Origin of the sequence: Polaromonas hydrogenivorans (assembly GCF_040105105.1) — a bacterium.
Taxonomy (GTDB): Bacteria; Pseudomonadota; Gammaproteobacteria; order Burkholderiales; family Burkholderiaceae_C; genus Polaromonas; species Polaromonas hydrogenivorans.
This window is the reverse complement of record NZ_CP157675.1, coordinates 2,963,184-2,989,430: the sequence shown is the minus strand read 5'-3', so window position 1 is coordinate 2,989,430 and position 26,247 is coordinate 2,963,184. Positions and strand designations below refer to the sequence as shown.

26 protein-coding genes are annotated in these 26,247 nt (G+C 64.3%); 18 read left to right on the top strand and 8 right to left on the bottom strand.

The window, feature by feature from the left end:
• Window positions 1-77: 77 nt before the first annotated feature.
• The gene (locus ABLV49_RS14375; RefSeq protein ID WP_349277419.1) at window positions 78-1,013 is read left to right on the top strand and encodes a DUF808 domain-containing protein; all 936 of its coding nucleotides are present in this window, start codon (window positions 78-80) and stop codon (window positions 1,011-1,013) included.
• A 9-nt stretch (window positions 1,014-1,022) separates the two neighbouring features.
• Here ABLV49_RS14375 and ABLV49_RS14370 read toward each other — a convergent pair whose 3' ends face one another.
• The gene (locus tag ABLV49_RS14370) at window positions 1,023-1,205 is read right to left on the bottom strand and encodes a hypothetical protein (protein ID WP_349277417.1); all 183 of its coding nucleotides are present in this window, start codon (window positions 1,203-1,205) and stop codon (window positions 1,023-1,025) included.
• Between the two features lie 236 nt (window positions 1,206-1,441).
• Window positions 1,442-2,479 carry a LysR family transcriptional regulator gene (locus tag ABLV49_RS14365; RefSeq protein WP_349277415.1) on the bottom strand — a complete coding sequence of 346 codons (1,038 nt, stop codon included), beginning with the start codon at window positions 2,477-2,479 and terminating at the stop codon, window positions 1,442-1,444.
• 180 nt (window positions 2,480-2,659) lie between these two features.
• Here ABLV49_RS14365 and ABLV49_RS14360 point away from each other — a divergent pair, with 180 nt between their 5' ends.
• The 6 genes from ABLV49_RS14360 (at window position 2,660) to ABLV49_RS14335 (ending at window position 12,219) form a co-directional block, all read left to right on the top strand.
• The gene (locus tag ABLV49_RS14360; protein WP_349277413.1) at window positions 2,660-3,571 is read left to right on the top strand and encodes an alpha/beta hydrolase; all 912 of its coding nucleotides are present in this window, start codon (window positions 2,660-2,662) and stop codon (window positions 3,569-3,571) included.
• Between the two features lie 51 nt (window positions 3,572-3,622).
• Entirely contained in the window at window positions 3,623-4,867 is a 1,245-nt protein-coding gene (locus ABLV49_RS14355; protein WP_349277411.1) for an efflux RND transporter periplasmic adaptor subunit, read from the top strand.
• Between the two features lie 32 nt (window positions 4,868-4,899).
• Entirely contained in the window at window positions 4,900-8,145 is a 3,246-nt protein-coding gene (locus ABLV49_RS14350; RefSeq protein ID WP_349277409.1) for an efflux RND transporter permease subunit, read from the top strand.
• 178 nt (window positions 8,146-8,323) lie between these two features.
• A complete protein-coding gene (locus ABLV49_RS14345) occupies window positions 8,324-9,730 on the top strand; it encodes an efflux transporter outer membrane subunit (protein ID WP_349277407.1) in 1,407 nt (468 codons plus the stop codon).
• A 170-nt stretch (window positions 9,731-9,900) separates the two neighbouring features.
• Window positions 9,901-11,154 carry a class I SAM-dependent methyltransferase gene (locus tag ABLV49_RS14340; RefSeq protein ID WP_349277405.1) on the top strand — a complete coding sequence of 418 codons (1,254 nt, stop codon included), beginning with the start codon at window positions 9,901-9,903 and terminating at the stop codon, window positions 11,152-11,154.
• 27 nt (window positions 11,155-11,181) lie between these two features.
• Window positions 11,182-12,219, top strand: a complete 1,038-nt coding sequence (locus ABLV49_RS14335; protein ID WP_349277404.1) for a tRNA-dihydrouridine synthase — start codon at window positions 11,182-11,184, stop codon at window positions 12,217-12,219.
• Between the two features lie 4 nt (window positions 12,220-12,223).
• Here the strand turns inward: ABLV49_RS14335 and ABLV49_RS14330 are convergent, their stop codons facing one another.
• Complete coding sequence (locus ABLV49_RS14330; protein ID WP_349277402.1) at window positions 12,224-12,457, bottom strand: hypothetical protein; 234 nt, start codon at window positions 12,455-12,457, stop codon at window positions 12,224-12,226.
• A 170-nt stretch (window positions 12,458-12,627) separates the two neighbouring features.
• Window positions 12,628-12,867 (bottom strand): hypothetical protein, encoded by a 240-nt coding sequence (locus ABLV49_RS14325; RefSeq protein WP_349277400.1) that lies wholly within the window; start codon window positions 12,865-12,867, stop codon window positions 12,628-12,630.
• Between the two features lie 66 nt (window positions 12,868-12,933).
• Here ABLV49_RS14325 and ABLV49_RS14320 point away from each other — a divergent pair, with 66 nt between their 5' ends.
• From ABLV49_RS14320 to ABLV49_RS14310, 3 genes are all read left to right on the top strand, one after another.
• Entirely contained in the window at window positions 12,934-13,074 is a 141-nt protein-coding gene (locus ABLV49_RS14320; protein ID WP_349277398.1) for a hypothetical protein, read from the top strand.
• A 156-nt stretch (window positions 13,075-13,230) separates the two neighbouring features.
• A complete protein-coding gene (locus ABLV49_RS14315) occupies window positions 13,231-13,587 on the top strand; it encodes a VOC family protein (protein ID WP_349277397.1) in 357 nt (118 codons plus the stop codon).
• A 144-nt stretch (window positions 13,588-13,731) separates the two neighbouring features.
• The gene (locus ABLV49_RS14310; protein WP_349277395.1) at window positions 13,732-14,241 is read left to right on the top strand and encodes a DUF1993 domain-containing protein; all 510 of its coding nucleotides are present in this window, start codon (window positions 13,732-13,734) and stop codon (window positions 14,239-14,241) included.
• 126 nt (window positions 14,242-14,367) lie between these two features.
• Here ABLV49_RS14310 and hmpA read toward each other — a convergent pair whose 3' ends face one another.
• Window positions 14,368-15,549, bottom strand: a complete 1,182-nt coding sequence (gene hmpA / locus ABLV49_RS14305) for an NO-inducible flavohemoprotein (RefSeq protein WP_349277393.1) — start codon at window positions 15,547-15,549, stop codon at window positions 14,368-14,370.
• Between the two features lie 190 nt (window positions 15,550-15,739).
• Between hmpA and norR the strand changes: the two genes are divergently transcribed.
• The gene (gene norR, locus ABLV49_RS14300; protein ID WP_349277391.1) at window positions 15,740-17,326 is read left to right on the top strand and encodes a nitric oxide reductase transcriptional regulator NorR; all 1,587 of its coding nucleotides are present in this window, start codon (window positions 15,740-15,742) and stop codon (window positions 17,324-17,326) included.
• Window positions 17,327-17,433: 107 nt separating this feature from the next.
• On the opposite strand, the gene ABLV49_RS14295 is transcribed toward norR, so the two are convergent.
• Window positions 17,434-17,898, bottom strand: coding sequence for a DUF4864 domain-containing protein (locus ABLV49_RS14295; RefSeq protein WP_349277389.1), 465 nt, complete (start codon window positions 17,896-17,898; stop codon window positions 17,434-17,436).
• Between the two features lie 370 nt (window positions 17,899-18,268).
• On the opposite strand from ABLV49_RS14295, the gene ABLV49_RS14290 reads away from it, so the two are divergent.
• Both ABLV49_RS14290 and gshA read left to right on the top strand, forming a co-directional pair.
• Complete coding sequence (locus ABLV49_RS14290) at window positions 18,269-18,931, top strand: alpha/beta hydrolase (protein WP_349277387.1); 663 nt, start codon at window positions 18,269-18,271, stop codon at window positions 18,929-18,931.
• Window positions 18,932-19,032: 101 nt separating this feature from the next.
• Window positions 19,033-20,628, top strand: coding sequence for a glutamate--cysteine ligase (gene gshA, locus ABLV49_RS14285; RefSeq protein WP_349277386.1), 1,596 nt, complete (start codon window positions 19,033-19,035; stop codon window positions 20,626-20,628).
• A 915-nt stretch (window positions 20,629-21,543) separates the two neighbouring features.
• Here gshA and ABLV49_RS14280 read toward each other — a convergent pair.
• Together ABLV49_RS14280 and ABLV49_RS14275 are read right to left on the bottom strand one after the other, a co-directional pair.
• Window positions 21,544-21,774, bottom strand: a complete 231-nt coding sequence (locus tag ABLV49_RS14280; protein WP_349277384.1) for an oxidoreductase-like domain-containing protein — start codon at window positions 21,772-21,774, stop codon at window positions 21,544-21,546.
• A gap of 9 nt (window positions 21,775-21,783) precedes the next feature.
• Complete coding sequence (locus ABLV49_RS14275; RefSeq protein WP_415838197.1) at window positions 21,784-22,164, bottom strand: hypothetical protein; 381 nt, start codon at window positions 22,162-22,164, stop codon at window positions 21,784-21,786.
• A gap of 65 nt (window positions 22,165-22,229) precedes the next feature.
• On the opposite strand from ABLV49_RS14275, the gene ylqF reads away from it, so the two are divergent.
• From ylqF to ABLV49_RS14250, 5 genes are all read left to right on the top strand, one after another.
• Window positions 22,230-23,189 carry a ribosome biogenesis GTPase YlqF gene (ylqF, locus tag ABLV49_RS14270; protein WP_349277382.1) on the top strand — a complete coding sequence of 320 codons (960 nt, stop codon included), beginning with the start codon at window positions 22,230-22,232 and terminating at the stop codon, window positions 23,187-23,189.
• Window positions 23,190-23,363: 174 nt separating this feature from the next.
• On the top strand, window positions 23,364-23,741 hold the full coding sequence (locus ABLV49_RS14265; RefSeq protein ID WP_349277380.1) for a hypothetical protein: 378 nt from the start codon (window positions 23,364-23,366) through the stop codon (window positions 23,739-23,741).
• 54 nt (window positions 23,742-23,795) lie between these two features.
• On the top strand, window positions 23,796-24,368 hold the full coding sequence (locus ABLV49_RS14260; RefSeq protein WP_349277378.1) for a hemerythrin domain-containing protein: 573 nt from the start codon (window positions 23,796-23,798) through the stop codon (window positions 24,366-24,368).
• Window positions 24,369-24,546: 178 nt separating this feature from the next.
• Window positions 24,547-25,263: a Crp/Fnr family transcriptional regulator gene (locus ABLV49_RS14255; RefSeq protein WP_349277376.1), complete on the top strand. Its 717-nt coding sequence runs from the start codon at window positions 24,547-24,549 to the stop codon at window positions 25,261-25,263.
• A gap of 168 nt (window positions 25,264-25,431) precedes the next feature.
• A complete protein-coding gene (locus ABLV49_RS14250; protein ID WP_349277374.1) occupies window positions 25,432-26,175 on the top strand; it encodes a Crp/Fnr family transcriptional regulator in 744 nt (247 codons plus the stop codon).
• The last annotated feature ends 72 nt before the right edge of the window (window positions 26,176-26,247 follow it).

The following is a 26,247-nucleotide window of genomic DNA, read 5'->3' as shown; positions in this document are numbered from 1 at the left end:
AGGGCGGCTTTTTAATGCCTTCGCCTGCAAAGCCTCCTTTCAATCCCGGCTTGACGCCGAACTATCAAGAATAATTTATGGCTAGCAGTCTTCTTGCCCTGATTGATGACATCGCCAGCGTTCTGGACGATGTGGCCCTGCTGTCCAAGGTGGCGGCCAAAAAGACCGCCGGTGTGCTGGGCGACGACCTGGCGCTCAATGCCCAGCAGGTCTCCGGTGTCAAGGCCGAGCGCGAATTGCCCGTGGTCTGGGCCGTGGCCAAGGGCTCCTTCATCAACAAGGCGATCCTGGTGCCCGCCGCGCTGGCCATCAGCGCTTTTGCGCCCTGGGGCGTCACGCCGCTGCTGATGGTGGGCGGCGCTTATCTTTGCTATGAGGGCTTTGAAAAGCTGGCCCACAAGTTCCTGCACAGCCAGGCCGAGCAGGCCGCCGAGCATGACGCGCTGGCCCAGGCGCTGGCTGACCCGTCCGTGGACCTGCGCGAAGTTGAAAAAGACAAGATCAAGGGCGCCATCCGCACCGATTTCATTTTGTCGGCGGAAATCGTCGCCATCACGCTGGGAACGGTGCAGGACAGCCCTTTCATGACCCAGCTGGCGGTGCTTGGCGGCATTGCCCTGGCCATGACGGTTGGCGTGTACGGCGTGGTGGCCGGCATTGTCAAGCTCGACGATGGCGGGCTTTACCTCAGCCAGCGTGCGGGCAGCAGCGCCTGGAGCCGGTTTCAGCGCAGCCTGGGACGCGGCATTTTGCTGTCGGCGCCGTGGCTGATGAAGTTTTTGTCGGTGGCCGGCACGGTCGCCATGTTCCTGGTCGGCGGCGGCATCCTGACGCATGGATTCACGCCCCTGCACCATCTGATCGACGTGGTGACCCAGTGGGCCAGCGATGTGAACGGGGTCGGCGGCGTGCTGGGCGCGATCACGCCCCTGGCGATGGATGCCCTGGTCGGCGTGGCCGCCGGGGCGCTGGTGCTGCTGGGGGTCAGCGGCGTCAAGCGGATCAGAGGCTGATCAGGCGCATCAATCCGGTTTTTTGGCCTCGCCGGAACTGGCAGCAGGCCCCGCGCCAATGATGCATTTGTTGGCGCAAAACGGCCAGCTGCCCTTTTTTTCGGGTTCAGCCGGCCGGGTGGCCTCCCGGGCGCGCTGCTGGATGGCTTTGCGGCTGTCGCCATTGGGTGGCGGGGCATTGAATCTTGGCATCTTGCGGTCCCCCTGAATCAGGGATCAACCTTAACCGGCGGATAGGGCTTGCTGCTGTAGTCGCGGATTGAAGCCGGGCGTAGGATGAGCTGGCATCGCAGACCTCATGAATCCCGAGAGCTTCAGGAACTATCCCTAGCCTGGAGCCTTGCGTTTGAAAATTACGCGGGTCCAGGCGTTTTGGCTGGCGGGCTCGCTAGTTCGCTATCAAATAAATAGCTGTATGCGTATGCGTGCTATGCGCTAACGGCATATTTGATCGTTATTTCTGGGTTTTTGGGCGCATCCAGCGTTTCGGTCGTCTCGGGCCGGGCCGCCGCAGACGCCGCCCAGGCGCTGCACATGGCTTCGGGCAGGGAGCTTTTGCGCTGGATCAGGTCGTGTTTGGCAAACAGCTCGGCAATCCAGTCGACGAACACGCGCACCTTGTTGCTCAGGTGGCGGTTGGGCGGATAGACCACATAAATCGGCTTGGGCTCGGTGCACCAGCCCGAAAACAGCGGCTCCAGCGTGCCGTTGCTGATGTGGTCCTGGACCAGGAAACTCAGCGTGTGCAGCACGCCCAGGCCGGCCAGACCGGCGGCCACGCCGGCATTCGAGTCGTTGACCGCGATCTGGTGGCGTCCGCCGGCCTCGACCACCTCGCCGTCCTTGTACATCTTGAAGGTGTAGAGCTTGCCGTTGCGCCCAGACACATAGCGGATCGAATAATGCCCATCGTCCAGCTCGGAAGGATGAACCGGCGTTCCATGGCGTTTCAAGTAGGCCGGCGAGGCGCAGGACATGATGTAGAACTCGCCGATGCGGCGCGCGACCATCGACTGGTCGGTGATTTCCCCGCCGCGTATCACGCAATCAACATTCTCGGCAATGATGTCCACCGGCCGGTCGCTGACGCCCAGTTCGAGCTGGATGTCAGGGTAGCGCGCATAAAAGTCGGGCAACGCCGGAATGATCACCGCCAGCCCGAGCGATGAGGGAATATCGACCTTGAGCTTGCCGCGCGGGCTGGCCTTGGCGCGCGACATGCTGGCCTCCAGCTCATGCACCTCGCCCAGCAGGCGGCTGGCCTGCTCGTAGTAGGCGGCGCCATCGACCGTGACGGTGACCTTGCGGGTGGTGCGGTTCAGCAGCTTGGTGTCCAGCTCTTTTTCGAGGTCCTGGATCAGGCGGGTGACGGTCGGCTTGGGCAGGCCCATTGAATCGGCTGCCTTGGTGAAGGTGCCGGCTTCCACGACGCGCACAAAAGCCTGCATTGCAGAAAATTTATCCATGGCAGTTCCTGTTGTGAAGCGACTTGACTGGGGTTTGTACGGATGGCAATCTGAAGTTTCTATCCGATTGTTTCATTGGTGAAACAAAGTATAAGCAAAACCGCTATTTATTGATTCAGGTCAATCACGTATCTTCTGCTGCACCGCAACAAATTGAAGCCCTTTGCCCGGCTCAAGCAGATGAAAAGCTTTTCCGCTCCCGGTTTCAGCCCCGTCCAGGCCGGGCCGCTCTGGAACCATCAGCAGATCGACATCGCGCCCAAGCAGCCGCTTGGCGTGCGCTTTTACGGCCGCCGGAGCAACCGGGCCGGGGGCGTTTCGCCGTTGGTGATTCATTTCCATGCGGGCGCTTTTGTCGCCGGTTCGCTGGAAGCCGGCTCCTGCATCGCGCGCCTGCTGGCCGATGCTGGCGCCGTGGTGATGTCGCTCGACTACCCGCTGGCCCCCAGCCATCCGTTTCCGCAGGCGCTGGAAGCTGGTTATGCGGCGCTGATGTGGGCCTGGAAGGTACGGCACAAGATGGCCGGCAAGGGCGCGCCGGTGTTCGTGGCCGGTGAAGAAGCCGGCGGCAACCTGGCGGCGGCAGTTGCCCTGATGGCGCGCGACCAGCAGGCGCCAGCGCTGGCCGGCCAGATCTTGCTGTCGCCCATGCTCGACGCCTGCATGGCCACCGCGTCGCTGCGCTGTGCCGAGGCCGGGCCGGTGGGCTGCACCTGGGCTGACGGCTGGCACGACTACCTGTCGCGCCTGGACGAAGCCGGCCATCCGTATGCCGCGCCCGGGGCTGCAACGCGCCTGGCCAGCCTGCCGCCGACCTTGCTGCTGACGGCGCAGGACGACCCGTTTCGCGATGAATCGCTGGCCTACGCCGGGCGCCTGCGCGGCGCCGGCCGCGTGGTGCACGGTGCCGTGTTGCCCGGTCCGACCGGCTGGCCCGGCAGCTACCTGCAGCCCGCCAGCCATGACGCCGCCTGGGCGCCGGCCGTGCAGCAGCAGTTCAAGAACTTTTTCAGCGACCTTTCAGGCAGCGCCGCAAGGGGGGATGCTGCGCACGGCCTTTTTTCTTCTTCAACGCCGGGTTCAGTTTCATGAATCCGGTCCATCCCGTTCACTCAGTTTTTTCATTTTTCGAGGAAATCCACCATGCCATCCATCCACCTGCAATCCAATAAAAACCGTTTGCTCGCCGTTGCGCTGGCTGTTCTGGTCGTCACCGGCGTGTCGGTGGCGGTCTTTGGCGTGTCCGCTTCCCGCGCCCAGACGGACGCTGCGGCCGGCGCGGTGGCTGAAGCGCCGGCCACGCCGGTTTCCGTCGCCACCGTGGTGCAGAGCGACGTGGCGGCGTGGGACGAATTTTCCGGCCGGCTGGAGGCGGTCGAGCGGGTGGACATCCGCTCGCGCGTGGCCGGAACCATCCAGTCCACGCATTTCCGCGAAGGCGCGCTGGTCAAAAAAGGCGACCTGCTGCTGACCATCGACCCCGCGCCGTATGCCGCCGAGGTCGAGCGCGCCGATGCGCAGGTCGCTGCCGCGCAGGCCCGCGTGGCGCAGGCCAGGGGCGAGCATGAGCGCTCGCAGCGCCTGTGGAGCGAGCAAGCCATATCAAAGCGCGAATTCGACGAGCGGGTCAACAGCCAGAGCGAAGCGGACGCCAACCTGCGCGGCGCGCGGGCGGCGCTGCAAACGGCGCGCCTGAGCCTGGATTACACCCAAGTGCGCGCGCCGGTGTCCGGGCGGGTCGGCAGGCTCGAAGTGACCATCGGCAACCTGGTCGCCGCAGGACCGGGCGCGCCGGTGCTGACCACGCTGGTGTCGGTCAGCCCGATCTACGCCAGTTTCGATGCCGACGAGCAGGCCGTGGCCAAGGCCCTGAAAGACGCCGGCGGCGGCGGTGCCGGCGCGCGCAACCTGGACCGGATTCCGGTGCAGATGGGCACGGCGGCCAGCGCCGACACGCCGTTCGAGGGCAAGCTGCAACTGGTTGACAACCAGGTCGATGCCAAAAGCGGCACCGTGCGCGCCCGCGCCGTGTTCGACAACAAGGACGGCCAGTTGATGCCCGGCCAGTTTGCCCGCATCCGCATGGGCCAGGCGACGGCGGCCAAGGCCTTGCTGGTCAACGAGCGCGCCGTCGGCACCGACCAGAACAAGAAATTCGTCATGGTGGTCGGCGCCGACAACAAGGCGCAATACCGCGAAGTCACGCTGGGTGCGGCCGTCGAGGGTCTGCGCGTCGTGAAAACCGGCTTGCAGGCCAATGAACGCATCGTGGTGAACGGCCTGCAGCGCATCCGCCCCGGCGCACTGGTCGCGCCGCAGACCGTGGACATGTCGGCCAAGGCCGAACTGGCCAAGCCAGCCCTTGTGGCCGAAGCCGCCAAATCCTGAGCCCTTAGCGGGAACCCCTGAAGAAGAACCCCATGAATCTCTCCAAATTTTTCATTGACCGGCCGATCTTTGCCGGCGTGCTGTCGCTGCTCATGCTGATCTCGGGCCTGATCGCGCTGCGCAGCCTGCCGATTTCGGAATACCCGGAAGTCGCGCCGCCCTCCGTCGTGGTGCGCGCCCAGTACCCCGGCGCCAATCCCAAGGTGATTGCCGAAACCGTCTCCACGCCGCTGGAGGAATCGATCAACGGCGTTGACGGCATGCTCTACATGGGCAGCCAGGCCACCACCGACGGCGTGATGACGCTGACCGTGACCTTCAAGCTCGGCACCGACCCCGACAAGGCGCAGCAGCTGGTGCAGAACCGCGTCTCGCAAGCCGAGCCGCGCCTGCCCGAGGAAGTGCGGCGCCTGGGCGTGACCACCGTCAAGAGCGCGCCCGACCTGACCATGGTCGTGCACCTGGTGTCGCCGAACGACCGCTACGACATGACCTATCTGCGCAACTACGCGGTGCTCAACGTCAAGGACCGGCTGGCGCGCATCCAGGGCGTGGGCCAGGTGCAGATTTTCGGCGGCGGCGACTATTCGATGCGGGTCTGGCTCGACCCGCAGAAGGTCGCGCAGCGCGGCCTGTCCGCCAGCGACGTGGTCGCGGCGATACGCGGCCAGAACGTGCAGGCGGCGGCCGGCGTGGTCGGCGCCTCGCCGGGCCTGGCTGGGGTAGATATGCAGCTGTCGATCAATGCGCAGGGCCGCTTGCAGAGCGAGGAAGAGTTCGGCGACATCATCGTCAAGACCGGCGGCGACGGCGCCATCACCCGGCTGCGCGACATCGGCCGGCTCGAACTGGGCTCGGCCGACTATTCGCTGCGCTCGCTGCTCAACAACAAGGCCGCCGTCGGCATGGGCGTGTTCCAGGCGCCGGGCTCCAACGCGCTCGACATCTCGGCGCAGGTGCGCAGCACCATGGACGAGATCGCGAAAAACATGCCCGAGGGCGTGGAATACCGCATCGCCTACGACCCGACGCAGTTCGTTCGGGCATCGATTGAATCGGTGATCCACACGCTGCTCGAAGCCGTCGCGCTGGTGGTGCTGGTGGTGATCCTGTTCCTGCAGACCTGGCGCGCGTCCATCATTCCGCTGCTGGCCGTGCCGGTGTCGGTGGTCGGCACCTTCGCCGTGCTGCATCTGCTGGGTTTTTCGATCAACGCGCTGAGCCTGTTCGGGCTGGTGCTGGCCATCGGCATCGTGGTCGATGACGCCATCGTGGTGGTCGAGAACGTCGAGCGCAACATCGAGGCCGGTTTGACGCCGCGCGACGCCACCTACCGCGCCATGCGCGAGGTGTCGGGGCCGATCATCGCGATTGCGCTGGTGCTGGTCGCCGTGTTCGTGCCGCTGGCCTTCATCAGCGGCCTGACCGGCCAGTTCTACAAGCAGTTCGCCGTCACCATCGCGATCTCGACCGTGATCTCGGCCATCAACTCGCTGACGCTCTCGCCCGCGCTGGCCGCCTTGCTGCTCAAGGGCCACGATGCGCCGAAAGACGCTTTGACACGCGGCATGGACAAGGCTTTTGGCTGGCTGTTTCGCGGCTTCAACCGGATGTTCCATCGCGGCTCCGAAGCCTACAGCGGCGGCGTCAAGCGCGTGATCTCGCGCAAGACGCTGATGCTGGTGATCTACCTGGCGCTGGTCGGCGTGACCTTTGGCCTGTTCAAGTCGGTGCCCAGCGGCTTCGTGCCGGCGCAGGACAAGCAGTACCTGATCGGCTTTGCGCAACTGCCGGACGGCGCCACGCTGGACCGCACCGAAGACGTGATTCACCGCATGGGCGAGATCATGAAGAAGAACCCGAATGTCGAAGACGCGCTGGCCTTTCCCGGCCTGTCGATCAACGGCTTCACCAACAGTTCCAACTCGGGCATCGTCTTTGCCACGCTCAAGCCGTTCGACGAACGCAAGGGCGCGGACCAGAGCGGCGGCGCCGTGGCCGGCCAGCTGAACCAGGCCTTCGGCGGCATCCAGGATGCCTTCATCGTGATGTTCCCGCCGCCGCCGGTCGCCGGCCTGGGCACCACCGGCGGCTTCAAGCTGCAACTCGAAGACCGTGGCGCGGTCGGCTACGACGGCCTGGACGGCGCCGTCAAGGCCTTCATGGCCAAGGCCAGCCAGGCGCCTGAACTGGCGGGCATGTTCACCAGCTGGCAGGTCAACGTGCCGCAGCTGTTCGCCGACATCGACCGCACCAAGGCGCGCCAGCTCGGCGTGCCGGTCACCGACATCTTCGACACCATGCAGATCTACCTCGGCAGCCTGTACGCCAACGACTTCAACAAGTTCGGCCGGACCTACAGCGTGCGCGTGCAGGCCGATGCGCCTTACCGCGCGCGGGCCGAGGACGTGGGCCTGCTCAAGGTACGCTCGACCACCGGCGAGATGGTGCCGCTGTCGGCGCTGATGAAGGTCAATTCCAGCTTTGGCCCGGAACGCGCCATGCGCTACAACGGCTACCTGTCGGCCGACATCAACGGCGGCCCGGCCCCCGGCTATTCATCGGGCCAGGCGCAGGATGCGGTCAAGCGCATCGCCGGCGAAACGCTGCCCAAGGGCGTGAGTTATGAGTGGACCGAACTGACCTACCAGGAAATCCTGGCCGGCAACTCGGCCATGCTGGTGTTCCCGCTGGCGCTGCTGCTGGTATTTTTAGTGCTGGCCGCGCAGTACGAAAGCCTGACGCTGCCAATAGCCATCATCCTGATCGTGCCCATGGGCCTGCTGGCCGCCATGGCGGGCGTGAAGCTCACCGGCGGCGACAACAACATCTTCACCCAGATCGGGCTGATCGTGCTGGTCGGGCTGTCGGCGAAGAATGCGATTTTGATCGTCGAGTTCGCGCGCGAGCTGGAGTTCGCCGGGCGCACGCCGATACAGGCCGCGATTGAGGCCAGCCGCCTGCGTTTGCGCCCGATTTTGATGACCTCGCTGGCCTTCATCATGGGCGTGCTGCCGCTGGTGCTGTCCACTGGCGCCGGGGCTGAGATGCGCAAAGCGATGGGCATCGCGGTGTTCTCGGGAATGATCGGCGTGACCGCCTTCGGCCTGTTCCTGACGCCGGTGTTTTACGTCGTGCTGCGCCGCCTGGCGGGCAACCGTCCACTCAAGCTGCATGGCGAAGTGCCGCACCTTGAAGGGTTTGTCAGTGGTGGCCATGCGGCCGGCGGTGCGGCGCTGCATGCGCAACCGGCTGCGGCACTGAAGCTGCACGAATAAGGATGCGGTCAGCAATAACTTCCCTTCGTCATACCCGCGAAGGCGGGTATCGAGACTCGTTTGAGCGCTTCAGCCCGTGTTGCTGGATTCCCGCCTTCGCGGGAATGACGAACGGGAATTGATTGTTTGCCAGATCTAAGCACGACGAAATCGAACCACCATTTTTGAGGAGTTCACTGTGAACCGTTTAATTTCATCGGCCCCGGCGCTCTCGCTGCTGTTTGCCGCACTGCTGCTGGCCGGCTGCGCGACCAGCACGCCGCTCGACACGTCCAGCGTTCCGGCAACGCCGGCCGCTTTCAAAGAGCAAGCGGGTTCCGTCGCAGCCGCAACGCCGGCTTCGGGTGAAGCCGTCGGGCAGGGCGTGTGGTGGAGCGTTTTTGCCGACCCGGTGCTCAACCAGTTGGTCGAGCAGGCCAGCCGCAACAACAACAGCGTGCAGGTCGCGGCCGGACGGCTGCTGCAGGCGCGGGCGATTGCGCGCCAGACCGATGCCAGCCGCGCGCCGCAAGTCGGCCTGGGCGCCGGCGTCACGCGCCAGAGCAACACCGACACCGGCCATGTGCCCGCCACCGTGGTGAGTGCCGGCGCCAGCCTGTCGTACGAGGTCGATCTGTTCGGCAAGCTGGCGGGCGCGTCGAATGCCGCGTCGCTCGATGCCGCCTCGCGCGAGGCGCTGCTGCGCAGTACGCGTTTGCTGGTGCAGGCCGACGTGGCGCAAACCTACCTCAGCCTGCGGGCGCTGGATGCCGAGCGCGGGCTGGTCAACAGCACGCTGCAGGCCTACCGCAACACGCTGCGCCTGACCGAAGTGCGCTTCAGGGAAGGCGACGTGGCCGAGCTGGACGTGGCCCGCGTGCGCAGCGAAGTCGCCTCCACCGAATCGGAAGCGCTGGCGCTGGACCGCCGCCGCGCCGAGCTTGAACATGCCGTGGCCGTGCTGGTCGGCGAGGTCGCCTCGACCTTCCAGATTGCGCCGGTCGAATGGGCCACGGCGCTGCCCGTGATACCGGCCGGCGTGCCCAGCAGCGTGCTGGTTCGCCGGCCCGACATCGCCGCCGCGCAAACCACGCTGCAGGCGGCGCAGGCGCGCGTGGGCGTGGCCAAGACGGCATGGTTTCCCAGCATCTCGCTGACCGCCACCGGCGGTTACGCCGCGCCTGAAGTGGGCGATCTGTTCAAGCTGTCGATGCGTTCCTGGGGCATTGGCGCGCTGCTGTCGCTGCCGATTCTGGACGGCGGCCAGCGCGAAGCCGGTGTGCAGAACGCCAATGCCGAACTCGACATCGCGCTGGCCAATTACCGCGAACAGATTCTGGTCGCCTTCCGGGACGTGGAAGACCAGCTGTCGGCCCTGCGACTCTTGGCCGAGCAGTCCGAAGCCCAATCGCGCTCGGTGGCTTCGAGCAGCCGCGCCACGCTGCTGTCGGATACGCGCTACCGCAACGGCTTTGTCAGCCAGCTCGAACTGCTCGACGCCCAGCGCAGCGAGTTGCGCAACCGCCGCCAGGCGCTGCAGGTGAAAGCCGCGCAATACCTGTCAACGGTCGGACTGATTCGCGCGCTGGGCGGCGGCTGGGCTTGAGAAAAAATCAGGCGCGCCGGGGATGCTATGTAATTCATAGCTGCTTGCGCGCGTGCTGCTTGCGCAGAAGCCATTTTTTCTTTCAATAAATGCTGCCGGCAGGGTTTTTACCGGGAAAGCGCTAGCCATCTGTTAAAACACTGGGTCTTTTCTTTCTGACTGCCTTGCCCATGCCTACCTTCTTTTCCGTGACCGCCGTCACGCTTCCCGAATCAGCCGCCCCGGCCTCAACCCTTATTCAGTGGAAAGAAGCAGGTGTGGAGCATTCGGCGCTCTGGCGTTCCGAACGTGGCGCAGCGCCGCCCCGGCGCATCGTCGAGGCCGACGACACCATGGCCGCCGACACCGCCTACCGGCTGGCCTGCGAAGGCACCGGCCTGCTCTGGCGCGGCGATTTCCAGAACGCTCGGCAGATGGTGCAGGCGCTGGCCAGGCGCATCGACAAGCCGCCCAAAGCCTCCAAGCTGGCCCGGGTCGCGATCAAGAAAGCCGCCGACAACGCCGTCTCCGGCGTTCCGGCCGGCCAGGATTTCCACCTGCACCGCCAGGCCCAGTCGCAGCGCGCCCGGGTTCTGGGCATGGTGCTGATCGAGTTTGGCGCCGACTACGGCGTAGATTTGCGCCGCGCGCCTGACGCAAAACAAGCCTGCACCGAGGCCTGGGGCGCGGCCGGCGAGGCGGGCCAGCCCAGCGTGGCGTCGCTGCGCGAATTGATGGGCGTGATCAGCGCGCATGAGTGGCGCAAGAAAGGCGTTGAAATCCCCGCCTTGGGCAAGGCGCCCAACAACCGCATTCACCCGCATTACGGCGTGTTTTCACCCGTGCGCGGCGAGTACGTGGACCTGGTGGCGAATGCCCCCTTGCCCGCCAACCCAGGCTCCAAGTTCGTCGCCTTCGACATCGGCACCGGCACCGGCGTGCTGTCGGCCGTGCTGGCGCTGCGTGGCGAGGTGGATCAGGTCGTGGCCACCGACCTGGACCCGCGCGCGCTCGAATGCGCGCGTGAAAACATCTACCGCCTGCGCCTGCCGAACCCGGTCAAGGTGATGCAGGCCGACCTGTTTCCCGAGGGACAAGCGTCGGTCATCGTCTGCAACCCGCCGTGGCTGCCGGCGCGCCCCGGCTCGCCGCTCGAAGGCGCGGTGTACGACGAAGACAGCCGCATGCTGCTGGGTTTCCTCAAGGGGCTGCCCGCGCACCTGGCCCCTAGCGGCGAAGGCTGGCTGATCCTGTCCAATTTTGCCGAACAGTTGGGTTTGCGCACGCGCGCCGAGTTGCTGGCCGCGATCAAGGCCAGCGGCCTGAAGGTGCTGGGCCGCATCGACGCCAAGCCCGATCATCCCAAGGTGGCCGATGCAAGCAACCCGCTGCACAAGGCGCGCGCCGCCGAAGTCACGTCGCTCTGGCGTCTGGGCGCGGCCTGACCTCCCGTTCTCCAAGCTAGCGAGTCCATGACCATCCTGCTCGCGCCCATGGAAGGGCTGCTCGACTTCGTGCTGCGCGACATTCTGACGCGGGTGGGCGGCATTGACCGCTGCGTGTCCGAATTCATCCGCATCACCGACCAGCTGCTGCCCGAGCGCGTGTTCACCCGCATCGTTCCCGAGTTGCACAACGGCGGCCGCACGCTGGCCGGCGTTCCGGTGCGCGCCCAGCTGCTGGGGTCCGATGCGGTCTGCCTGGCTGAAAACGCCGGGCGGCTGGCCGAACTCGGGCCGGCCGGCATCGACCTGAACTTCGGCTGCCCGGCAAAAATAGTGAACCGCCATGGCGGCGGCGCGGCGCTGCTCGACGAGCCCGAAACCATCGCCGCCATCGTCGCCGCCGTGCGCCGCGCCGTGCCAAGCCACATGCCGGTGTCGGCCAAGATGCGGCTGGGCTTTAACGACGATTCGCGCGCGGTGGAATGCGCGCTGGCGATTGCCGGCGGCGGCGCCGACGAGCTGGTGGTGCATGCCCGCACCAGGGCGCAGGCCTACCGCCCGCCCGCCTACTGGGAGCGCATTGCCGACATTCGCGCCGCCGTGCGCATTCCGGTCGTGGCCAACGGCGAAATCTGGACGGTCAGCGATGCGCGCCGCTGCCGCGAAGCGTCGGGCTGCGAATCGCTGATGCTGGGGCGCGGCGTGGTCACCGACCCGGGGCTGGGGCTGGCGATCAAGGCGTCGATGAACGGCGCTGCATCGCCTGCGGGCGTTGCCTGGCCCCAACTGGTGCCGCTGCTGGCCGAGTTCTGGCACATCGTCTGCACCCGGCTCGATGTCCGCTCGCGTGCCGGCCGACTCAAGCAGTGGCTCAATTTTTTGCGCCGCCGTTTTCCTGAAGCCGAAATCGCCTACCAGCAGATCAGGGCGGTGAATGACCCGGCGCTGATTGATGTCTGGCTGGCGGGGGTGGTGCTGGCGCAGCTTGCTGTCAATTTATCTGCAGGGGCTGCTCTGCCGCTATCGCGTTTTTCGGTGCGAGTGCCGGGACTTGATGCCGGGTGAATGTTCAGGCGGGCGGGTTGTTGTGAACGCGCGCTGAAGGGGAATGACTGGGAGGTCGAATGGATGCTTTTTCGTGACTGTTTTCGATTCGATCTGAATGAATAACACCAAATGGCTGGCTGCTTTGCAGCGAAAACTCACCATCGATTGAATAAGCCTGAGAATCAGGATCGGCCTGATGCCCGTCTTTCACAACAAAGTTGCCAGAAGCTGCCTCCCGCAGCCAGCCCAGCGGCATGAAGGCCAGGAATGGAATAAGCCGCGATTCGCTACTTTTTTGATAGCTGGCTGCGCAAGTACCATCACGGCTACAGCCATTATTTGCTTAAATTTTCAGGCTGTTTTGGAAACTACTGTCCAAAAATTTCAGCGATCCAGCATTTTTTCAATGCGCCGGTCCGGGATCAGTCATATGAGCGCGACGACCACATATAGGCCAAGAGCCAACCACCGTCCGACAAAGGCCAGCGGAATCGCTGCCGCGTAAACAAGAATGAACAGCTTGCCTTTCAGATCATTGCCGAGCGCTGGCGTTTTCCTGAAGCCGAAATCGCCTATCAGCAGATCAGGACGGTGAATGACCCGGCGCTGATTGATGCGTGGCTGGCTGGGGTGGTGCGACAAGGGCGACCAAGCCAACTTGTCCAAAGCCGAGCGCAATGACCTGGCCGGCCTGGTTCAGTTACTGGTATCAACATGGAAAAGGAAACAGACATGAGCACTTCATTCGACAGCATCAAACGCGGCCTGCTGGAAGCCGTTGAACACGCTGAAGGCCGTGCGCCGCAGACGCGCGTTCACCGCCCCCGGCCGGTTGACGTGAAAGCGTTGCGCTCGAAAGTGGGTATGACTTGAACCGCCGGGCATGACAGACGCTTTTCGAATAGGACGGCGATCTTGCGCAAACCGCCGCATTCGCATTTCACCGGCTCTCCCGCGCAACTTTTACCTACAAGGCCACCGCGAAACAAGAGGGCAAATGGGCAAGGTAACTTCTATGAGGAAATCTCCATGCCCATCCGCAATGCAATCGCCAGCCTTGCCGTCAAGGATATTGAGTCCGCGCTCAAGTGGTACGAACGCCTCCTGGGCCGGTCAGCCGACTCCCGGCCCATGGCCGAGGTGGCTGAATGGAAGTTTGATGGCGGCGGCTGGCTGCAGGTGTATCAACTCCCCGAACGCGCCGGTTCGGGTTCGGTGACGCTGGCGGTCACCGACATCGACGAACAGGCGGCGCATCTCCGGCAATGCAAGATTGACACCGGGCAGCGAAGCTCGGGGCAAAAGGTCAAGACCCTGATGATCACCGACCCCGACGGCAATCACATCGCATTTGCGCAGGCCATCGACCCCGGCATGGCGCAATGAGTCACAGGCGGATGGGCCGATGACTTGCAGGCCATTGCCGCCGGTCCAACACGTCCGGCTGAAGCCGGCGAGAATCCTCCAGGTTTGCGGCTCGCCTCTGCTGGCGGGCCGCCTTCCTGTTGACACTCCCTACTGAAAGAACCCATGACCAGCGCTATCTACACCGCCTCGATTCCCGTTTTCAAACAGCTGCTGGGCGGCCTCGGCCAGGTACTGGCCAAGGCCGACGCGCATGTCGCGGCGAAAAAAATTGATCCCAACGCCTTGCTGCAGGCGCGGCTTTTTCCCGACATGTTCCCGATGCTGCGCCAGGTCCAGGTCGCCACCGACTTCGCCAAGAGCGTCTCGGCCCGGCTGGCCGGCGTGGACGTGCCCACGCTGGCCGACGACGAGCAGACCTTTGCCGACCTGCAGGCGCGCATTGCCACCGTGCTGGCGTTCATTGACGGCCTGGATGCAGTCTTGTTCGACGAAGCCGCCACGCGCGAAATCGTCACGCAGGCTGGCACGCCCAAGGAAAAGCGCTTCACCGGCGAGTCTTATTTGTTCAATTACGGCCTGCCGCATTTCTTTTTCCACACCACCACGGCGTATGCCATCCTGCGCCACAACGGCGTGGAAGTGGGCAAGAAGGACTACATCGGCACGTATTGAGCAAAGCGCCAAGGGTCATCAGGTGGTCTGGTCGTTCGGTTTTGTGACCAAATCGGCCTTTTGCGCAAGCAGGACGTGCGCAGGCAGCTATTAGAACCATAGTGCCCGGCGCATCCGTCCGCCTTTTTATTCCAGCGCGCTGGCCGGACCAAAAAACTCGTAGCGGGTCTGCGATTCAGGCACGCCCAGCTCGCGCAACTGCTTCTTGACATGGCGCATGAAGGGCTTGGGGCCTAAAAAGTAGGCGTCCACATCGCGTGAAGCCGGCAGCCATTCGGCCAACTGCGCGCTGCTGAGCAGGCCAATGGCGTGCGGCGCCTGCGCTTCGTCCGCATGCTCGTCATAGACATAAAAGCGCTTGAGCTGTGCATGCCGGGCATGGCGCGCCTCGATGGCGGCGCGAAACGCATGCGCCGAGCGGTTGCGGGCAAAGTGGATGAAATGCACCGGCCGCGTTCCCAGCAAGGCCGCGTCCAGCATCGCCAGCGTGGGCGTGATGCCGACGCCGCCGCTGATCAGGACCAGCGGCTTGTCGCTGTCTGCCAGCACGAATTCGCCGGCCGGCGGAGCCAGTTCCAGCACATCGCCTTCATGCACCTGGTCATGCAGGTAATTCGAGGCCACGCCGCCCGGCTCGCGCTTGACGCTGATGCGGTAGTCGTTGCCGTTGGGCGCGGCCGACAGCGAATAATTGCGGCGGATTTCCTGGCCGTTCACCACCAGGCGCAGGCCGATGTACTGGCCGGGCTCGAAGCTGGCCAGCGCGCCGCCGTCCTGCGGCTCCAGGTAGAACGAGGTGATCTCGGCGCTTTCGGCCACCTTGCGCGCCACGCGAAACGCGCGCCCGCCGCGCCAGCCGCCGGGGGCAGCGGCCACGTCGGCGTAAATCTTTTCTTCCGCGCCGATCAGGATGTCGGCCAGCTGCTGGTAGGCCGCCGCCCAGGCGGCAATCACTTCGTCGGTGGCAATCTCAGCGCCCAGCACCTCGCGGATGGCGCGCAGCAGGCAGCTGCCCACCACCGGGTAATGCGCCGCCTCGATCTGCAGCGACACATGCTTCTGGATGATCTGGTTGACCAGCCCGCCGAGCTGCTCCAGCCGGTCGATGTTGCGCGCATACATCAGCACGCCGTTGGCCAGTGCGCGCGGCTGGTCGCCGTTGGCCTGGTGCGCCTGGTTGAAAAACGGCCGCACCTCGGGATGCTCGGCCAGCATGATCTTGTAGAAATGGGTGGTCAGCGCCTCGCCGCCCGTCTCCAGCAGGGGGACGGTGGATTTGACGATGGCGCGTTGTTCTGGGGTCAGCATGAATTCTCCATTGAAGGCAGTTCGCGCCTCGCACCGTGCGAAGCCGGGTAACCTGCCGATAAGCTGCTTATTCAATAGTCGTGCCAGGAACACAATTGATATGGATCAAGCACTTGGAGCCGGCCGGGTTTTGAAAGAGTCAAAAAGATACGGGTGTAAAGTAGTCAAGATGATGCTTTAAGGAGTCAATTTGATTGCCAACCCGATGTTGCAGGCGCTGGTGCCGCTGGTCGATGACCTGTCGCGCGAACTGCCTGACAGTGAGCGCTACCGCCGCCTGTTAGATGCGATGCGCGCCTTGCTGCCCTGCGACGCGGTGGCGCTGCTGCGGCTGGACGGCGACTGGCTGCTGCCGCTGGCGGTCAATGGCCTGAGCCGCGACACGCTGGGCCGGCGCTTCAAAATCGACGAGCACCCGCGTTTCGGCCTGCTGCTGGCGGCCGGCGGCCCGCTGCGCATTGCCGCCGACAGCCCGCTGCCTGATCCCTACGACGGCCTGGTCGAGGGCTTTCACGGCCAGCTGGAAGTGCATGACTGCATGGGCTGCCCGGTGCGGGTCGGTGAAAAGCCGTGGGGCTTGCTGACCCTCGACTCGCTGGCCAGGGAGCGCTTGTCAGCGGTCGATTTGCGTGACCTGCAGGCTTTCGCCAGTCTGGCGGCCGCCACCGTCAGCGTCGTGCAGCGCATCGAAGGCCTGGCCCTGCGGGCCGAGGACGAGCGCCGGCGCGCCGACATTTTTCGCGCGCTGATGGCCGAAAAAAGCGCGCCGCCCACGCTGATCGGCCAAAGCCCTGCGCACCTGCGGCTGCTGGAGGAAATCGCCATCGTCGGCAACAGCGCGCTGACGGTGCTGCTGACGGGTGAAACCGGCGTCGGCAAGGAACTGGTGGCGCAGGCGCTGCATGCTGCGTCGCCGCGTGCCTCGCGCCCGCTGATCAGCCTGAACTGCGCGGCGCTGCCCGAGACGCTGGTCGAAAGCGAGCTGTTCGGCCATGTGCGCGGTGCGTTTTCCGGTGCCGTGGCCGACCGGCGCGGCAAGTTCGAGCTGGCCGATGGCGGCACGCTGTTCCTCGACGAAGTCGGCGAGCTGCCGCTGGCGGTGCAGGCCAAGCTGCTGCGCGTGCTGCAGGGCGGGCAACTGCAGCGCCTGGGCTCGGACCGCGAGCATAAGGTCGATGTGCGCGTGATTGCCGCCACCAACCGCGACCTGGCCGCCGAGGTGCGCGACGGCCGCTTTCGCGCCGATTTTTACCACCGGCTCAGCGTCTATCCGCTGGTCGTGCCGCCGCTGCGCGAGCGCGGCCAGGACGTGCTGCTGCTGGCGGGCAATTTCCTGGAGCAGAACCGTTCGCGCCTGGGGCTGGGCAGTTTGCGGCTCGATGCCAGCGCGCGGGCTGCGCTGCTGGCGCACGACTGGCCCGGCAATGTGCGCGAGCTTGAACATCTGGTGAGCCGCAGCGCGCTGAAAGCCCTGGCCGGCCAGTCGCCACGGCCCCGCATCGTGAGCCTGAGCGCCGGGCATTTTGATTTTCCGGTGGCGCAGGAAAGCGCGGCGGCAGGAACACTGGCGGCGGCCACGAATGCGCCCGCCGCCAGTGCTGCGGCACCCGTTGATTTGCGCACCTCGACCGAGGTGCACCAGCGCCAGTGCATAGAAGCCAGCCTGGAGCGCCATCGCCACAACTGGGCCTCGGCAGCGCGCGAGTTGGGCCTGCACCGCGCCAACCTGGTCAGGCTGGCCCGGCGGCTGGGGCTGGCCGGAAAAGGGCCGGCATGACGAGCGGGTGAGGGCGGGCGGCGCTATTTCTATGTCAAAACAGGCGTTTGCGCTTTACCCATGAGCGCTGACAGCTATTGAAAACATAGCAAGAAAGGTTTGCCCGGTCAGGCCATGCGTCCCTTGTTGGGAACGACCTGGCAACCGGTGATTCGCCAGGTCTTGTCCTTTTGCCGCTGCAGGCTGTAGAGCGCCAGCCAGGCATTGCCGTCGTCATCCATCAACTGCACCCGCTGGAGGACTTGTCCATGGTGGTCCTCGGGCTTGAGGAAAGCGGCCGAGGCGGGGCGGTAGATGGCCGGATAGCTCCTGCGCACCATTTCCATGAATCGCGCTGCCGAGCCGACGGTTTTTCGCACGTTGGGCGCCGCGAACGAAAACGCCGCGCCGGCGTCGTCCCTGGCGAGCGCGGCCAACTGGCCTTCGACCACGGCGCGCACGCCTTTCTCGTCGGCGCTGCTGAGCGGCGACGCCTGCGCTGGCCCCCACAGCATGCAGGCGGCCAGCGCCGCTGCCAGCCACCGCGCCAGGCGGCAAGGAAAAAGCGAAGTAAGGGTTGAACTGGTTTTCATAAGACCTCGGGAAAGCAGTTCGGTCATCATGCTGCAAGCTGCCCAAAAAATACGCATCCGATTGTTAAGGATCTGGCAAAGAATAACTTCCCGTCCGTCATTCCCGCGAAGGCGGGAATCCAGCAACACGGGCTGAAACGCTCAAACGAGTCTGGATACCCGCCTTCGCGGGTATGACGCAGGGAAGTTATTGCTGACCGCATCCTAATTGGATTCAAGGCCATCCCGCTTGGCGCCTGCGTCCTGCCCGGCCACCGGATGGCCGGGCGCACTAAAATCAGGGCGCTGAAGCGGCCGGGATGGCCCGTGCTGATTGGTAGCCGCAGCGTCATCCCGGCCTTTTGTTTCCATTCTTTTTATTGGCAAGCGCATGTCCCTCCAGATCATTGAAGCCCAGACCGGCGAAAACCCCGTCGCCACCATTCTCATCATGCACGGCCTGGGCGCTGACGGGCGCGACTTCGTGCCGATTGCCGAGCAGCTCGACCTGTCGAGCATCGGGCCGGTGCGCTTTTTGTTTCCGAGCGCGCCGCACATGCCGGTGACGATCAACGGCGGCTACAGCATGCCCGCCTGGTACGACATCCTGGGCGCCGACCTGGTCAGCCGCCAGGACGAAGCCGGCATGCGCCAGACCCAGGCGTCGATGGAAGCCATCATCGCCAATGAAAAAGCGCGCGGCATTGCGGCCAGCCGCATCGTGGTCGCCGGTTTTTCGCAGGGCTGCGCCATGGCGCTGATGGCCGGCTTGCGCCACGGCGAGCGGCTGGCCGGCATCGCGGGCCTGTCGGGCTATTTGCCGCTGGCTGAAAAAACGCTTGCCGAAGGCAGCGTCGCCAACAAGGACGTTCCCATCTTCCTGGCCCATGGCTCGCGCGACGGCGTGGTGGCGCTGCCGCGCGCTGTCGCTACCCGTGACGCGTTGACGGCCATGGGTTACCCCGTCGAATGGCATGAGTACCTGATGGAGCATTCGGTCTGCCCGCAGGAAGTGGCTGACCTGGAGAAGTGGCTGCTGCGCGTCCTGGCCTGAGATGGATCGTTCACGGCAGTGCCGGCAATTGACCCGCCACAGCGCGAAGCACGGGCCTGTGATAACTTCCACGCCAATTCCCAAGAATCCGAGGCAACACCATGACCCAATTGCAGGCACCCGCCAATGCGATATTTCAAAACCGCCTGAGCCGCCTGAAAGCGCTCACCCCCCGGCAACTCAAGGGCATGCGACGCGGCATCGAGAAAGAAAGCCTGCGCGCCCAGCCCAGCGGCGCCCTGGCGCTGACGCCGCACCCCGCCGCCCTCGGTTCGGCATTGACGCACCCCAGCATCACCACCGACTTCAGCGAATCGCAGGTCGAACTGGTCACCAGCGCGCATGCCAGCCCCGAAGCCGCTTTGGCCGAACTCACGCAGCTGCACCAGTTCACCTACCGCGCGCTGCAGGGCAACTGCGAAGGCAGCGGCGACGAAATGCTCTGGGTCTCCAGCATGCCCTGCGGCCTGCCGACCGACGAAACCATTCCGATTGCCCGCTTCGGCTCGTCCAACGTCGGGCGCGCCAAGAGCGTCTATCGCATGGGCCTGTCGCACCGCTATGGCCGGCGCATGCAGACGATTTCGGGCATTCACTACAACTGGTCGCTGCCCGGCGTGACCAGCGAGCAGTACTTTGCGCTGATCCGCAATTTCCGCCGTCAGGCGTTCTTGCTGCTGTATTTGTTCGGCGCCTCGCCGGCGGTGTGCTCTAGCTTTGTCGCCGGCCGCCAGCACGAGCTGCAGAAACTGACCGACAACACCATGTACATGCCGCACGGCACGTCGCTGCGCATGGGGCGGCTGGGCTACCAGAGCGATGCGCAGGCGTCGCTGGCCGTCAGCTACAACAGCCTCGAAGGCTACGCCGCGTCGCTGCAGGACGCACTGAGCCGGCCCTATCCGGCCTATGAGGCGGTGGGCATCCGCAACCCCGGCGGCGACTACAACCAGCTGGCCACCACGCTCTTGCAGATCGAGAACGAGTTCTACGGCACCATCCGCCCCAAGCGCGTGATTCGCCAGGGCGAGCGGCCGCTGCATGCGCTGCGCGAGCGCGGCGTCGAATACATCGAGGTCCGCCTGATGGACCTGGACCCGTTCGAGACGGTCGGCATCAACGCGCAGACGATGCGTTTCATCGACGTATTTTTGCTGCACTGCCTGCTGTCGGACAGCCCGCCCGACACGCCGGCCGAAATCAACGAACTCAAGCACAACCAGCACCAGACGGCGGCGCGCGGCCGCGAACCCGGCGTGATGCTCAAGCGCCAGGGCGGCGAAGTGGCGTTGGTGGAGTGGGGCGGCGAAGTGCTGGCCCAGTGCGCGCCGATAGCCGCCGCGCTCGATGCTGTACACGGCGGCACGCAGTACCGCGATGCGCTGGCGGCAGCCGCAGCCGGGCTGGCCGATGCCGACACGCTGCCGTCAGCCCGCGTGCTGGCCGCCATGGAACGCGACTTTGACAGCTCCTTTGTCCGGTTTGTCCGCGCCCAGTCGCTCCAAACCCGCGACGCCCTGCAAAGCCTGCCGCTGACGGACGAGCAACTGGCGCGCTTCACCGCGCTGAGCGAGCAGTCGGTCGAGGAACGCAAGAAGATCGAAGCCGCCGACAGCCTGCCTTTCGAGGAATACCGCCAGCACTATGTGTCGCCGGAATGTTTGGAGGTGCGGGTTCCAGAGGTTGCGCACGTCTGAGCCTGTTTTCGTGAGGTTTCAGGGGGCGGTTTGGCGTGGTTTTTAAGAAAAATAGCCTGTTTGCGCATGCTGTGTATGCGCTGATAGCTATTGAAAGCGTAGCAATCGCTGTTTGAAGAGAAAGAGGTTCGCCTGGTGTGGGAAGGAGGCTAAAAACCTTCGGCTGCCCGATTGGGCTTCATTGCTTCCACTTGCTGCGTTTTTCGTCCCGGAGCTTTCGTGCGGCCTCGGCTCCGCCTTTCGTGTAAGCCGCCTTATCGCTCTTGTCGCATGCTTTGCAATACGAACGGTTGTCTTTGTTCCCGTACGAGAACTCACCCATGGGGAAGCTCACGCCGCAAATTGAGCAAGTCTTGCGCGACAACTCATTCATGTGCAACTCTGATTCATCGAATTTTGTGAGGCCGAATGTTGGAGTTAGGCTCTATGGTCTTCCCAGAGCATCGCGCCTGGCGTATTCCATGTAACGCGGCGCTGGTATGCGCGATCAGCAACATTGGAGATGTGACGCCACATCGAAGCAACTTGCACAGAACATAACGTAGACCATGGCGCTATCCGGCAACTTTGCTTCCGGGACATCCAGTGAATCGATTTGTCCCAGGAGTGTCATCGGCTGACCGCAACACGTCGGTGTCCACGGCTGCTGAATCCAGTCCGCTTTGCCGCCGAGCTTCGTCCCAGCTGGTTCACCAGCGTTGGATTCAATGGGAGCTAATCGGATTTCTGCTAGTTCGCTCATATAACTCCCAGCTTAACGAATGTCAACGGAAAGCCGCTGACATATATATCGCCAACGCGCTCACTAAAAGCACACGCAAACGCATACATCATTTGAACTCCTTGCTCTCATAAAAATAGCGAAAAACCAGCCAGTTTGATTGTAGAAAAGCCAGGAAATTTGTTCTCTGAACTTCATTCCAGCAGCCGAAGCAAAGCCTCTTCCCGCCAATAAGCTGCCGCGCTGTAGAAACCCTCCCACACGCAGCCATTACAGCCGCGCCCGCAGCAGGTCGTGGGCTCTGGTGGGGGACGGCGCAGGATCACGCCAGCGTCAAGGGCGCGCTGCTGCAGGGCGGTAAACAGCAGCTGCCAAGCCTCCCGGCTGGCGGGCGCACAGGCGTCATCCCTGCAAAGATCAGGCATGGCAATGGTTCAGGGCTTGACCGAGGCCGTCATGCGCCGCCGCACGTACAGCCCGATGAAGGCCACGCCCAGCACCAGCGCGAACCAGCCGACCAGCGAAGCCTTGGCGACGATGCCCTGCATGCCGGGCGAAGTGATGAAGTAGGGCGACAGCAGCACGCCCAGGCCAATCAGGGAGCACAGAATCCCCTTGAGCAGCAACTCGTTGTTGGCTTTTTTGTCGGCCTGGCGGGTGCCGGGGTTGTTCGGTCGGCGGGTAGGGGCGTTGGGTAGGGGCATGCAGCGGATTTTCCCCCATTGCGCGCGGCCCGTCAGCGTGCCGCGCGGACCCGCGCCTGAAAAGGCGACAATTCGCTGTTCGGTGCCGGGCGGTTCGCGGTGAAAAGCCAAGCGCCGCTCCGCTGCAATCACGCAGCCTTCAACGCACCTGCCCAACCCAAGAAAGAAACATCCCGATGGCCATTCAGTGGTTTCCCGGTCACATGCACCTGACCAAAAAAGCTATTGCAGAGCGCATCAAGGAAATTGATGTGGTGATCGAGCTGCTCGACGCCCGCCTGCCCGGCTCCAGCGCCAACCCGATGCTGGCCGAACTGACCGGCGCCAAGCCCGCGCTCAAGGTGCTCAACAAGCAGGATCTGGCCGACCCGGCGCGCACCGCGCTCTGGCTGGAGCACTACAACAGCCAGCCGGGCACCCGCGCCATCGGCCTGGACGCGAGCATGAGCACGCCGGCCAAGGCGCTGATCGACGCCTGCCACGCCCTGGCGCCCACGCGCGGCAGCATGGTCAAGCCGATGCGCGTGCTGATCTGCGGCATTCCCAACGTCGGCAAATCCACGCTCATCAACACCCTGACCGGCAAGCGCGCCACCAAGACCGGCGACGAAGCCGGCATCACCAAGGTCGAGCAGCGCCTGGTGCTGGCCGACGGCTTTTACCTGTGGGACACGCCCGGCATGCTGTGGCCGCGCATCATCGTCGCCAAGAGCGGCTACAACCTGGCGGCCAGCGGCGCGATTGGCCGCAATGCGTTTGAAGAAGAAGAGGTGGCGCTGGAACTGCTCGACTACCTGATTCCGAACTACCCGCAGGCTCTGGCCGCGCGCTACAAGCTGGAACTGACGCCGGGCATCACCGACGAGCAAGTGCTGGAAGAAATCGGCCGCAAGCGCGGCGCGGTGCTCAGCAAGGGCCGAATCAACCTGCAAAAAGCCGCCGAAATCGTGATCTACGAATTCCGCGCCGCCACGCTGGGCCGCATCACGCTGGAAACGCCCGAGGAGTTTGCCCAATGGCTGGCCGCCGGGCGGCTGCTGGACGCCGAGCGGCAGGTGAAAAAAGACAAGATCGAGACCAGCCGGCTGATCAAGCTGAAGAAGATTCCCCGGCCACCCAGGACCGACGCGTCCTGAACCTTCCCGCGCTGCTGGGGCAGGCCCGGTGTACGAACTGTCTTACGTTCAGGCGCGAAGCTTGTCGGCTGCGCCGGGCTTGAAGCGTGGGTAAGGTTGAATGCAGCGGTGAATCCACCTGCGGGCCGCACTCCCGCAGTGGATGGCATCGGCAGCAACAACCGGGGACAACTCATGACTGAAAAACCAGACCCATCGCCAGCGGACAGGGCGGGCACGACAGGCAAAGCCGCCAGTCCACCCGTCAATTCCAGGCCTGGCATGCCAGCCGCATCGCAGGAACAGGACGACCTGGACAGCCAGTCGGTGGCTGGCGAGGAAGATCCGGGCGCTTCACTGGAGATGTTCGGCGCGTCGGCAGGCAGCCCGGCCAGCGGGCCGATTTCAGCGCCCCGCGATGCTCTGAACCCGGGCGACGAAGCGCCCGCCGGAACGCCTGGCACCGGCGAAGGCATCTGCCGCGAATGCGGCGGCTCCGGCCGCGTGGGCGATGCGCCATGCCCGTCCTGCAATGGCAGCGGAAAAGTCACCGTCGGGGTGGGCGGGGCTTGAAGCCGGCCGCCGTGCGATCCGTCACCGCATCACCTTCAAAAAAAAGGAAGTTCCATGAACGCAATCACCAAGGCCCTGGCACCCAATGCATGCAACATGATCCGCATGGACCACGCCAGCGTGATGACCACCTTTCACCAGTACAAAGCCGCCAGCAAGCCGCACATCAAGCTGGGCCTGGTCAACACCGCCTGCTTGGCGCTGGAGGTTCATGCGCAGCTTGAAGAGGAAATCTTTTACCCCGCCGTTCGCGAAGCCACCGGCAGTGAAGTGGTCAGGAAGGCGGTTTCCGAGCATGCTGAAATGAAGCGCCTGATTGCTGTGCTGCGCGGCATGGAGCCGGAGGACGCGCGCTACGACGACACCTACATGGAGCTGATGCGCGACGTGCTGCACCATGTGGCCGACGAGGAAACCCTGATCCTGCCCGAGGCTGAGCGGCTGCTGCCGGAGCAGCTTGGTGAACTCGGCAGCAAGATGATGAAGCGCAGGCTCGAACTGGTGGCGCCCCGCACGGCGGACATCGCGGTGAACATGGCGCGCGCCATGCCCGGACCGTCCATTGCCATGCTGGCCGGCGCCACCATGGCCGGTGTGCTGCTGGGCCGGCGCTGGATACGCCACTGACGCCAGTTGCGCGGCGGGCTTTTTCAGAGGGAGGGAAGGTAGCCGGAGAATTTGTGTTTTGCCCGGATGGTGTGTACGCTAGCGCACATACCATTCGGTCTTGATTGCCTATACTCCGGTCCCTGCGAGATAGCTACCCGAGGTAGCAAGTCAAGCCAGATCTGCCCTGGAAATCCTGATGACTGTTAGCCACGACCCCCTAAAAAACCAGTTACTTGCCGCCTTGCCGGATGCCGAGTGGCAGCGCTGGCTGCCCCAGCTCGAGTTGGTACAGATGCCCCTGGGCCAGGTGGTGTACGAATCAGGCAGCACGCTCAGCCATGTGTATTTCCCGACCACCTCCATCGTCTCGCTGCTGTACGTCATGGAAAACGGCGCATCGGCCGAGATTGCCGTTGTGGGCAATGAGGGCATCGTCGGTATTTCCCTGTTCATGGGCGGCGAGTCAACACCCAGCCGGGCGGTGGTGCAAAGCGCCGGCCAGGGCTTCAGGCTCAAGGCGCAGACGATCAAGGAAGAGTTCAAGCGTGCGCCGGTGCTGCACCTGCTGCTGCGCTACACCCAGGCCCTGATCACGCAAATGGCGCAAACAGCGGTGTGCAACCGCCACCATTCGCTCGACCAGCAACTGTGCCGCTGGCTGCTGCTCAGCCTCGACCGCCTGCAGGGCAATGAACTGGTGATGACGCAGGAGCTGATTGCCAACATGCTCGGCGTGCGCCGCGAAGGCGTGACCGAAGGCGCGCTCAATTTGCAAAAAGCCGGGCTGATCAGCTATTCGCGCGGCCGCATCACGGTGCTCGACCGCCCGGGGCTGGAAAAACGCACCTGCGAATGCTATGCCGTGGTCAAGAAGGAATATGACCGGCTGCTTCCGGACAAGCTGGCGGCCTAGGCGCGTTGCCGGTTACCAGGCAGCGGGCACGGATTGGCGCCAGGCCGACCCGTTCACGCATCGTGGGCGTGGTGCATACTCAGCCGCTCCGAATCGAACTGCATCCGACAGCTGCGCGGCTTTGAACTTGCCCCTTCCCCGAAGGGTCTGCAACCCCCGAAAGCCCGCATGAAAGCCGTCGAAAACCACCTGATTGAATTGCTTCCCGCCCGGGATCGCGCGCGCCTTCTGGCCATTTGCGAGCCGGTCGAACTGGTGCTTTCAGAAGTCCTGTGCGAGCCCGGAAAACCGACTCGCCATGTCTATTTTCCGACGCGGGGATATATTTCCCTGGTGGCGCTGGTGGACGGCAGTCCGGGTGTGGAAGGCGGCATGGTGGGCCGTGAAGGCATGCTGGGCGCGCAACTGGCGCTGGGCGTGCTCACTGCGCCGCTGCATGCGCTGGTGCAGGGCTCGGGCACGGCCTGGCGCATTGCCACCCTTCCCTTCAGGCGTGAGTTGGCGCGCAGTCCGGCGCTGCGGCGCGGCCTGCACCGCTACCTGTATGTGCTCATGGCCCAGCAGGCCACATCGGCTGCCTGCCTGCGTTTTCACCTGATCGGCCAGCGCCTGGCGCGCTGGCTGCTGATGAGCCAGGACCGCGCCCATTGCGACAGCTTTCACCTCACGCACGAGTTTCTCGCCTACATGCTGGGGATGCGCCGCGTCGGCGTCACGGCGGCGGCCAGTGCGCTGCAGCGCAGCGGGCTGATTGAATACCACCGGGGCGAAATCCGGGTGCTCGACCGCAGCGGACTTGAAGCTGCCGCATGCAGTTGCTATGCCACGAGCCAGCAAACCTACAACGACTTGCTGTGGCCCGGCGAAGCTCGTCAAGCTGTGTGCGCTAGCAAACAGACGGTTCAGTCTTAAACAGTTACAAGTCTTTTAAAGCGACTGAGGAATCCCTGGTCGATTGCCTGAAGCAAGGCCGTCGGGGGAGGT